We start from the raw sequence: 9570 nt of genomic DNA on the forward strand, positions 1-9570 counted from the left end.
CAGCGACCGGATCTTCCCCGCCGCTCCCGGTCGTCCCCGGGGCCTGCGCGACCGGATGCGCCCATGGAGAAGGGGGAGACCCCGCGGGGCCTCCCCCTTCTCCATGATCCTCGGCGTCACACGGGCCGGCCGGTTCGGCGGCGCCGGCCCGTCACGTCCGTCAGGTGACGTCGTCGAAGCCGCCGCGCCGGGTGTCGTCGTCCCCGCGCTTCTGTTCCGGCAGCGCCTTCGGCGCGGACACCGACTCGATCTCACCGATGTCCGTGGGGGTCAGGTCGAGCTCGGACGCCTCGTCGTCGGCCGGGCCCTCCTCCTGCCGCCGCCGTCGCCGCGCGTCGTTGGCCAGGGCGATCCCGACCGCGCCGAAGTACAGCAGGACGATCGGGAAGGCCAGGATGAGCATGGTCAGCGGGTCGGTGCTCGGTGTCGCGATCGCGGAGAAGACGGTGATGGCCATCACCATCCCCCGCCACCAGCCCAGCATGCGGCGGGCGCTGATGATCCCGGCGAAGTTCAGCATCACCAGCACCAGCGGCAGCTCGAAGGAGAGGCCGAACACCACGACCATGCGCGCGACCAGGTCGAGCAGTTTGTCCAGCGTGAGCAGGTTCTCGACGCCGGCCGGCGTGAAGCCGATGAGGACCTCCGCCGTGGTGGGCAGCACCCGGTAGGCGAAGTAGCCGCCGGCCGCGAACAGCGGGAAGCCCGCCGCGACGAAGCTCAGCGTGTACTTCTTCTCGTTGCGGTGCAGGCCGGGGGCGAGGAAGGCCCACAGCTGGTAGAGCCAGGCCGGCGACGACAGGACGAGACCGGAGACGAGGGAGACCTTCAGCACCAGGGTGAAGGGGCTGAGGAGGTCCATCATCACGATCTTGGCGCACTGTGCGCCCTTGTCCTTCTTGGCGAGCTCGGTGAAGAGCGCGTCGCAGCCGACGGAATGGAGCACCGGCTTGGTGAAGAAGTTGACGATCGCTTCGTAGAAGAAGGCCGCGGCGATCGTGGCGAGGACGACGGCGAGCATGCCCTTCGCGAGCCGGTTGCGGAGCTCACGCAGGTGCTCCACGAGAGGCATCCGCCCCTCGGGGTCCTTCACCTTTTTCTTCTTGGAGGCAGACTCGGGCAACCCACGTCCTCATCTCGTGCGACAGGCGGCGGCTCATGCGGCGGGCAGCGGCCCGGCCGCTGCCCCGGGCGCTCTTCGGTCAGCGCTGTGCGGTGTGGTCGTTCTCGGTCACCGGACGCGAGGCGCTCACATCACCGGGCGCCGCCTTGATGGTGCGGACGTGGGCGTCGGGGTTCGGCGGGTCGGCGGGCGCCGTCTGCTGCTGGCCCCCCTCCGACTTCATCGCCTTCGCCTCGCTCTTGAGGATGCGGGCGGACTTGCCGAGCGAGCGGGCCATGTCGGGAAGCTTCTTGGCGCCGAACAGCAGGAAGACGACGACGAGAATGAGAATGATCTCGGGAGCACCGATTCTGCCGAACATAAGCGTTTACCTTCTCACCGAGGCGGTTGGGGAGTGACTACCTGACGTGGCCGGACATCCGTCCGCCCGCCGAACTTCCAGCGATCGTAACGCCCACGGGTGAACGCCCGGCAACCCCTGTGCGCACTACCGGCAACCCGCCGCACCTCGTCCACCGGCACTTCCGGACAGCCTACCGCCCCCGTACGACGTCACGGCCGTCCCGCGGGGCGGGGTCGGGCCCGTCACACGTGTGGCCTGTCTCATGCTCCCGCCGCCGGGGACCGGTCCCGGCCGGCGTCGTGCAGCCGCGAGGCGAGCGGGACGGCCGCCCGCTCGAAGTCATCGGCCGCCCTCTGGATGCGGTCGGACGCCACCGCCACCTGGCGGGACAGGCGCCGTACCTCGGCGAAGACGCGGACGGCGAGGACGCCGAGCACGGCGATGCCGAGGAAGCCGAGGGCGACAGCGATCATGGGCCAGAGCATGGGACGAGCCTAACGGGCCGGACGGCGGGCCCCTCCCCCGGGAACGGCCGCCTCCGCACGGGCCCGGCGATGTGGCCGGGATCAGCCGAGGTGCAGGCGCAGGGTGCGTACCCCGCCGTCGGTGAGCAGTTCCACGATCCGCTCGCCGGCCGGTTTGCGGACGGAGCGGCCGCAGTCGGGGCAGGTGAAGGAGTAGAAGGTGGTGCGGCGGGACGCGCCGATCGCCAGCCGGAAGGCGTCCGAGGCGAGCTCGAAGCGGCCGCGGCAGTCGGGACAGGCCGCCTTGAAGAACACATGCGGGGCGGGGGGTGCCAGGGTGCCGGTCGCCGTCGTGGTCGTCATCCTTCGCTGCCTCCTCCGTACGGTGGGCCGTCCGCCCCGCTCACTCGCCGTACGCCGTGAGCGCCTGCGCGGCCGCCTGCCGCGCGCTCTCGGCCAGCGCCGGCGGCGCGGTGATCCTTCCGTCCTGCCCCAGCCGCAGCGCCAGCCGCCGCAGCGAGGCCGGGTCCGGGGTGCGCAGGGTGATGCGCAGCCCGCCGTCGGGGCGCTCCTCCGCGCTGTCGTGCGGGTAGTACTCGGCGACCCAGCGTCCGCCGGGGCCGACCTCGACGACGACCTCGGGGTCCTCGGCCGCGGGCTGGACCAGGCCCTCCGACAGGTCGCGGAGTTCGACGGGAGGCGGGTCGGCGGGCGCGTCGAGCAGCTTGATCTCGGCGACCCGGTCGAGGCGGAAGGTGCGCCGGGCCTCGGAGAGCCGGCACCACGCCTCCATGTAGGTGTGGCCGACGGCGAACAGCCGGATCGGGTCGACCTCGCGTTCGGTCAGCTCGTCGCGGGCCGGGGAGTAGTAGCGCAGCCACAGCCGACGCCGTTCGGCGATGGCGCGGTCCACGTCGGCGAAGACGCCGCCCTCGGACTCGAAGGTCACCGACAGCCGGGAGCTGGCGCCCGCCGCCTCGCCGGCGGCCGCCTCCAGCTTGGCGGTGGCCCGCAGCAGCGCCTGCCGGTCGCCCTCGCGCAGCCCGGGGAGGGTGGCGACGGCGCGGGCCGCGACGAGCAGCGCGGTGGCCTCGTCGGCGGCGAGCCGCAGCGGCTCGGCGACGTCGTCGGGGTTGTGCCACCAGATGCGGTCGCCGTCGGTGTCGATGTCGAGGAGGTCGCCGCCGCGGAAGCTCGTCCCGCACATCGGCAGGACGTTGAGGTCGGCGATCAGCTCGTCCTCGGTGATGCCGAAGGCGCGGGCGACGTCGCTGACGCGGGCGCCGGGGCGCTCGCGGAGGTAGGTCACCAGGGACAGCATCCGGCGGGTCTGGTCGATCGCGTTGGTCGCCATGGTTGTGTGTCCCCTCAGCCCTTGGCCACGGCGCGCAGCCGGTCCACCACGTCGGCCCGCAGTTCTGCGGGTTCCAGCACCACCACGTCCGGCCCGAACTCGACCAGCCAGGCGTCGAGGCCGTGCCCGTTGGGGATCTCCAGTTCGTCCCAGCCGTCGCCGAGCGCGCGCACGGTCAGGGCGCGGGCGCGCAGCGGGTAGCCGTGCCCGGCGCGCAGCCTGATCCGGGCCGTGCCGGTGGCGGTCTCGCCGGCCCAGCGTTCGACGGTCGCGCGGACGGTGACGTGATCGGGTACGGGCGCGGTGAACGCGCCCTGGCGGGAGCGGACCTTGCCGGTGATGCGGGAGAGCCGGAAGACGCGTTCGGCCTGCCGGTCGCGGTCCCATCCGGCGAGGTACCAGTGGCCGCGCCAGCACTCCAGGACCCAGGGCTCGACCTGGCGCCGCTCGGGGCGGGCGGCGTTGGACTTGCGGTAGTCGAAGACGACGGGGCGGCGGTCGCGGCAGGCCAGCATCAGCGGTTCGAAGGCGGCCTCGTGGGCGGGGATGCGGGGTTCGAGGGCGCTCTGCGGCTGCCCGGCGTCCATGTCCGTGCCGTCCCCGGCCAGCGGCATCCCGGCCGCGCGCAGCTTCTGGAGCGCGCCGCTGGCGGCGCCGGCCAGGCGGGCCTGCTGCCAGATCTTGGCGGCCAGCCCGAGGGCGGCGGCCTCCTCGGCGTCCAGGGTGATCGGGGGCAGGCGGTTGCTGTCGCGGCGGGCGAGATAGCCGGTCTCGCCGTCCAGTCCGTCGACGGTCTCGATGACCAGGCCCAGCTCGCGCAGGTCGTCCTTGTCCCGCTCGAACATGCGGTTGAAGGACTCGTCACTGCCGAGGGCGGGGCGGGGCGTTCCGGAGGCCGTTGCGCTGCCGTTTCCCGGTCCGGAGGCCGCAGCGTTTCCCGGCCCAAAGGCCACAGCGTTTCCCGGCCCAAAGGCCACAGCGTTTCCCGGCCCAAAGGCCACAGCGTTTCCCGGCCCAAAGGCCTCGACGTAAGCCTCGATCGACGACCGCAGCTCGCGCTTGGTCAGCGGGCGACGCGTTCCCAGCAGGCACAGCGCCAGGTTCATCAGCCGCTCGGCCTTGGCAATCGCCATCGGCGCCCCTTCTCCTTGAACTCCCGACCGATGACCGTACCGCCCGGGGGGCTTCGGGCAAAAGCCGGGCCCACGGGGCGGCCGGACGCGGTGAGGGCCCGTGCCGCGTGGCACGGGCCCTCACCGTTCGGCGCCGGGTCTCAGACGGATACCAGGTCGCAGACGAAGATCAGCGTCTCGTTGGGGGCGATGCGGCCGCCGCCGGCGCCGCGCTCGCCGTACGCGAGGTGCGCCGGGATGGTCAGCCGGCGGCGCCCGCCGACCTTCATGCCCTGCACGCCCTTGTCCCAACCAGGGATGACCTGGCCGACGCCGAGCTGGAACTGGAGCGGCTTGCCGCGGTTCCAGCTCGCGTCGAACTCCTCACCGGTGCTGAAGGAGACACCGACGTAGTGGACGGAGACCGTGTCCCCGGCCTTGGCGACCGGCCCGTCGCCCTCCCACAGGTCCACGATCTCCAGCTCGGTGGGAGCCGGGCCCTCGGGGAAATCGATCTCGGGCTTGTCGATGCTCACGGATGTGCTCCTACGTACGAATCGTGTGCGAGTGCCGCAACAGTCTGGCAGACGCGGATCACTGCACGGCGAGGACGTCCACGGAGAACACGAGATCGGAGTCGATCTGCTTCTGCTGGTCGGGGGTGAGCTTGCTCTTGGGCACCACGATCAGCACCCGGCTGCCGGCCTTCTTGCCCTTGAGGCCCTCCTTCCAGCCGGGCAGCTGCCCGACCGGGACGTCCTGGGCCCCGGGCTGGCCCGGCGCCCAGGTATCGGCGACGACCTTGCCGTCCTTCCACGTCACGAGGGTGTAGCTGGCGCGCACCGTGCTCTTCTCGCCGACGGTGTCGCCGTTGCCCTGGAGGATCGTCGCGCTGGTGATCTCCTTGGGCGCGGCCTTGCCCTTGGGGAGGGTGATCTTGGGGGCCTTGCCGTCGATCTCGTCGCCGACGCGGGGCAGCGAGATGTTGTCCTGGGCGACCGGCTTGCCGTCGATCTTGGACGGGAGGACCTTCTTGAGGTCGACGACGAAGACCAGGGTGGAGTTGGCCGGGATGTTCTGCTGTGCCTGCGCGCCGTAGCCCTTGTCCGGGGGGATCACCAGCTCGACGCGGCTGCCGAGCCGCTGGCCGACCAGACCCTCGTCCCAGCCCTTGATGACCTTGCCGGTGCCGATCTCGAAGGTGGACGGGCCGCCGCGGTCCCAGCTGCTGTCGAAGCCCGTGCCCTGCCAGGTCTGGCCGAGGTAGTGGGCGTTGAGGGCGTCGCCCTTCTTGACCTCCGCGCCGTCGCCCTTCTTGAGGACCTTGACCTCAAGCTTCTTGGGCGGGTCGCCCTCGCCCTTGGCGACCTTGGGCTTGGCGCCGTCCTGTCCGCTCACCGCCGGCAGCGCGCCGGGCGTCGGTGATTTCTCGGTGCCGCAGGCCGCTGCGGAGACGAGAAGCAGGGGTACGGCGAACAGGGCTGCGATTCGGCGTCGGCGCACGGATATCCCTCAAGACGGGCTGCGATGGGTGCTGAACGGACCTTGCCACTTTAACCACGCCGGGCGCCGGTGACGGGGTCCGTGCGTCCGGGGATCATGACGTCGCCCGCTGTCATCAGGTGCTCACCCACGCCTCGCGCCCCGCGCACGCCACTCGAAAGAGTCGGGCGCGCGGGGCGCGACGGAGGTATTCCGTCCCCTTTTCCGGCGTACCGGGGAGGGATCACATTCCGGCGATCAGCTTTTCCACCCTGTCGTCCACGGCACGGAACGGGTCCTTGCACAGGACGGTGCGCTGGGCCTGATCGTTGAGTTTGAGGTGGACCCAGTCGACCGTGAAATCGCGGCGTTGTTCCTGGGCCCGGCGGATGAAATCGCCGCGCAGCCGGGCGCGGGTGGTCTGGGGCGGCACCGACTTTCCCTCGAAGATCTTCACGTCGTCGCAGACCCGCGCGGCCTGCCCCTTCCGCTCCAGGAGGTAGTAAAGGCCCCGGCGGCGGTGGATGTCGTGATAGGCGAGGTCTATCTGCGCGACGCGCGGATGCGACATGGTGATGTTGTGCTTGGCGCGGTACCGGTCGAGGAGCTGATACTTCATCACCCAGTCGATCTCGGTCGCGATGCGGTCGAGTTCCTGTTCCCGGACGGCTTCGAGGGTGCGGCCCCACAATTCCAGGACGCGTTCGACGGTGCCGGTGCGGATTCCCCGGCGGTCGCAGAAATCGAGGGCCTTGTCGAAGTATTCCTGCTGCACCTCCAGGGCGGACGCCTCGCGTCCGCTGGCGAGCCGGACCTTGCGCCGGCCGGTGGTGTCGTGGCTGACCTCGCGGATCGCGCGGATCGGGTTCTCCAGCGTCAGGTCGCGCATGACCGTGCCCGCTTCGATCATCCGCAGGACCAGGTCCGTGGCGCCCACCTTGAGCAGCATGGTGGTCTCGGACATGTTGGAGTCGCCGACGATCACGTGGAGGCGGCGGTAGCGCTCGGCGTCCGCGTGGGGTTCGTCGCGGGTGTTGATGATCGGACGGGAACGGGTGGTGGCGGAGGAGACGCCCTCCCAGATGTGCTCCGCGCGCTGGCTGACGCAGTAGACGGCGCCGCGCGGGGTCTGGAGGACCTTTCCCGCTCCGCACAGCAGTTGGCGGGTGACGAGGAAGGGGATGAGGATGTCCGCGAGCCGGGAGAACTCGCCGTGCCGGGCCACGAGATAGTTCTCGTGGCAGCCGTAGGAGTTGCCCGCCGAGTCGGTGTTGTTCTTGAAAAGATAGACGTCGCCCGCGATTCCCTCCTCGTGCAGGCGGCGTTCCGCGTCGACGAGCAGCCCTTCGAGAATGCGCTCCCCGGCCTTGTCGTGGGTGACCAGTTCGGTCACGTTGTCGCACTCGGGTGTCGCGTATTCCGGGTGCGATCCCACATCGAGGTAGAGACGGGCGCCGTTCCGCAGGAAGACATTGCTGCTGCGGCCCCATGACACAACGCGGCGGAAGAGGTACCGCGCCACTTCGTCGGGAGACAGCCGGCGCTGTCCCCTGAACGTGCATGTGACGCCGTACTCGTTCTCCAGCCCGAAAATGCGGCGGTCCATGACTGAACATTACGCCTGATGGCGTGCTCTGAAACCGGGTTCGACAGCTCCGTTCCGATCATTTTCCGCCGTGCGGGCAGGGTCCGTACGCCGCGCGGGCTCCCCCAGGAAGCGCCGCGTCACCACCAGGACGAGCACCGCGGTGACCCCGCCGGCGCCCGCCACCGCGAACCCGGCGGCCGACCCACCGCGCTCCACCGCGGGGCCCACCACCGACGCCCCGACCGCCGATCCGACGCCGAAGGTCGTTACCAGCCAGGAAAACGCCTCCGTCACCGTCCCGTTGGGGGCGTGCCGGTCGACGACGACGAACGCGCAGGCCAGCGCGGGTGCGAGAAACACCCCGGCGAGGCCGGTCAGCGCCGTCATCCCGGCCACGCCGGGCGTGAGGAAGAGCGGCAGGTAGCCCAGTGCGAGCAGGGCGACCAGCAGCCGGAGGCGGCTCTCGGGCCGTCCCGGCCACTCGCGCGCCCCGTAGACGATGCCGCCGGCCAGGGCCCCGGCGCCGAGGGCGGACAGCAGCCAGCTGGAGACCATGCCGCCGCCGTGCTCGTCGGCGTAGGCGACGGCGGCGACCGCGATGGAGCCGAGCGCCAGGCCGACGAAGAAGAACGACCCGATCAGCACCAGCAGCCCGGGCGAGCGCAGCGCGCCCAGCCAGTGCGCCTCGCGCGGGGCACTGCGCCACCGCCGGGACGGCGGGGAGACGACGACGGAGAGGGCGCCCAGGACGCCGAGGACGTTGATGACCAGCAGCGCCACCCGCTCGGACCAGGCGGCGACGCACAGCGTCACCAGCAGCGGACCCACCGCGAACATCACCTCCTGGGCCACGGCGTCCAGCGCGTACGCCGCGTGCACCTGGTCCGGCCGGCGCAGCACCCCGGGCCACAGGGCCCGCAGGCCGCCCTCCAGGGGCGGGGTGAACAGGCCGGCGACGACCATCGCGGCGTAGGCGAGCGGCAGCGGGTCGATGCCGGTGACGGTGAGCAGGGCCATGCCGAGGGCGGAGACGACCGAGGCGGGCAGCATGACGCGGGGCTGTCCGTAGAGGTCGACGGCGCGGCCGAGGAGCGGCTGGCCGACGGCGTTGCAGATGCCGTAGACGGCGGAGAGCGCTCCGGCGAGGGCGTAGCTGCCGCCCTGGGAGCGGACGAAGAGGACGATCGCGAGCGCCGCGGTGGCGTTGGGGAGTCTGCCGACGAGGGTCCCGGCCAGCAGCCTGGCCGCGTGGCGGGTACCGAGGAGTTCCGCGTATCCGGCGGCCATGCCGTCCCCTCTCCGTCCGGACCGGCCCGGACTGAATACGTATAACGTAGAGCCGTTATACGTATCATGGCGTCATCGTGCGGTCCATCCGCAGCAGCCGGTCCCGGCCAGGAGGCATACCCAGGTGACCAGTGACGACGCCGTGGCACCGGACGCCGGCCCGGCACCGAGGCCCGGGGGCAGCCGCGTCACCAGCCGGGACGTGGCGCGCGCCGCCGGGGTCTCGCAGGCCGCCGTCTCGCTGGTGCTGGCCGGCAAATGGCGCGGCCGGGTCTCCGCCCGGCGGGCCGAGGCGGTCCGCGCCGCCGCCCGCGACCTGGACTACCGGCCCAATCTCGCCGCCCGCAGCCTGCGCATGGGCCGCACCCGCACCGCCCTGCTCGTCGTCCCCGCACTCACCACGGAGTTCTTCGCCCGGGTGCACACCGGCGCCGCCCGCGCCGCCGCCGACCACGGCTTCGGCGTGGTGCTCTATCCCTCCCCCGAGGGCGTCGGCCCGGCCCGCGACCCCTTCGGCTCGGCGCGCGCCAGCCTGGACGGCGTGATCGCCTCCTCCATGGCGGTCGACGCCCTCGCCGCCCTGCGGGAAACCGGGCTCCCCCTCGTCATGCTGGACAACGACCCCGACGACCACCGGGCGGCGGCCACCGTCAATCTCGACATCGCGGACGGCACCCGCCAGGTCGCCGCCCATCTCCTGGCGTTCGGCCACCGCCGCTTCGCCCATCTGGCCGCCGACGTCGACTCCTGGACGTTCGCACTGCGCGCCCGCACCCTCGACGAGGAGCTGCGCGCGGTGCCCGGCACGGCGCTGTGC

General features: G+C 71.7%; 11 protein-coding genes. 1 reads left to right on the top strand and 10 read right to left on the bottom strand.

Annotated elements, in window-relative coordinates; translation table 11 throughout:
• Positions 1-160: 160 nt before the first annotated feature.
• The 10 genes from tatC to AC51EU_RS07480 all read right to left on the bottom strand — a co-directional run bounded on the left by tatC (position 161) and on the right by AC51EU_RS07480 (position 8753).
• Positions 161-1072, bottom strand: a complete 912-nt coding sequence (gene tatC / locus AC51EU_RS07435) for a twin-arginine translocase subunit TatC (RefSeq protein WP_496265888.1) — start codon at positions 1070-1072, stop codon at positions 161-163.
• Positions 1073-1202: 130 nt separating this feature from the next.
• Positions 1203-1484, bottom strand: a complete 282-nt coding sequence (gene tatA, locus AC51EU_RS07440; protein WP_496265876.1) for a Sec-independent protein translocase subunit TatA — start codon at positions 1482-1484, stop codon at positions 1203-1205.
• Positions 1485-1726: 242 nt separating this feature from the next.
• Positions 1727-1951, bottom strand: coding sequence for a hypothetical protein (locus tag AC51EU_RS07445; RefSeq protein ID WP_496265877.1), 225 nt, complete (start codon positions 1949-1951; stop codon positions 1727-1729).
• A gap of 81 nt (positions 1952-2032) precedes the next feature.
• Positions 2033-2293 (bottom strand): hypothetical protein, encoded by a 261-nt coding sequence (locus tag AC51EU_RS07450; RefSeq protein WP_496265878.1) that lies wholly within the window; start codon positions 2291-2293, stop codon positions 2033-2035.
• 40 nt (positions 2294-2333) lie between these two features.
• Positions 2334-3284 (bottom strand): helix-turn-helix transcriptional regulator, encoded by a 951-nt coding sequence (locus AC51EU_RS07455; protein WP_496265879.1) that lies wholly within the window; start codon positions 3282-3284, stop codon positions 2334-2336.
• 14 nt (positions 3285-3298) lie between these two features.
• Entirely contained in the window at positions 3299-4417 is a 1119-nt protein-coding gene (locus AC51EU_RS07460) for a helix-turn-helix transcriptional regulator (protein WP_496265880.1), read from the bottom strand.
• Between the two features lie 140 nt (positions 4418-4557).
• Positions 4558-4932: an FKBP-type peptidyl-prolyl cis-trans isomerase gene (locus AC51EU_RS07465; RefSeq protein WP_496265881.1), complete on the bottom strand. Its 375-nt coding sequence runs from the start codon at positions 4930-4932 to the stop codon at positions 4558-4560.
• Between the two features lie 58 nt (positions 4933-4990).
• The gene (locus AC51EU_RS07470; RefSeq protein WP_496265882.1) at positions 4991-5899 is read right to left on the bottom strand and encodes an FKBP-type peptidyl-prolyl cis-trans isomerase; all 909 of its coding nucleotides are present in this window, start codon (positions 5897-5899) and stop codon (positions 4991-4993) included.
• A gap of 223 nt (positions 5900-6122) precedes the next feature.
• Complete coding sequence (gene pafA / locus AC51EU_RS07475; protein WP_496265883.1) at positions 6123-7484, bottom strand: Pup--protein ligase; 1362 nt, start codon at positions 7482-7484, stop codon at positions 6123-6125.
• A 9-nt stretch (positions 7485-7493) separates the two neighbouring features.
• Positions 7494-8753, bottom strand: a complete 1260-nt coding sequence (locus AC51EU_RS07480) for an MFS transporter (RefSeq protein ID WP_496265884.1) — start codon at positions 8751-8753, stop codon at positions 7494-7496.
• A gap of 124 nt (positions 8754-8877) precedes the next feature.
• Between AC51EU_RS07480 and AC51EU_RS07485 the strand changes: the two genes are divergently transcribed.
• Positions 8878-9570 (top strand): LacI family DNA-binding transcriptional regulator (locus tag AC51EU_RS07485; RefSeq protein WP_496265885.1); only part of this gene is annotated, 693 nt, incomplete at its 3' end.

This window comes from Candidatus Streptomyces philanthi (genome assembly GCF_059553635.1).

Excerpts from the sequence above, each read along its gene's own strand:
- AC51EU_RS07460 (WP_496265880.1), bottom strand. The coding sequence starts at position 4,417 with ATGGCGATTGCCAAGGCCGAGCGGCTGATGAACCTGGCGCTGTGCCTG.
- tatA (WP_496265876.1), bottom strand. The coding sequence starts at position 1,484 with ATGTTCGGCAGAATCGGTGCTCCCGAGATCATTCTCATTCTCGTCGTC.
- pafA (WP_496265883.1), bottom strand. The coding sequence starts at position 7,484 with ATGGACCGCCGCATTTTCGGGCTGGAGAACGAGTACGGCGTCACATGC.
- AC51EU_RS07455 (WP_496265879.1), bottom strand. The coding sequence starts at position 3,284 with ATGGCGACCAACGCGATCGACCAGACCCGCCGGATGCTGTCCCTGGTG.
- AC51EU_RS07450 (WP_496265878.1), bottom strand. The coding sequence starts at position 2,293 with ATGACGACCACGACGGCGACCGGCACCCTGGCACCCCCCGCCCCGCAT.
- AC51EU_RS07480 (WP_496265884.1), bottom strand. The coding sequence starts at position 8,753 with ATGGCCGCCGGATACGCGGAACTCCTCGGTACCCGCCACGCGGCCAGG.
- tatC (WP_496265888.1), bottom strand. The coding sequence starts at position 1,072 with ATGCCTCTCGTGGAGCACCTGCGTGAGCTCCGCAACCGGCTCGCGAAG.
- AC51EU_RS07445 (WP_496265877.1), bottom strand. The coding sequence starts at position 1,951 with ATGCTCTGGCCCATGATCGCTGTCGCCCTCGGCTTCCTCGGCATCGCC.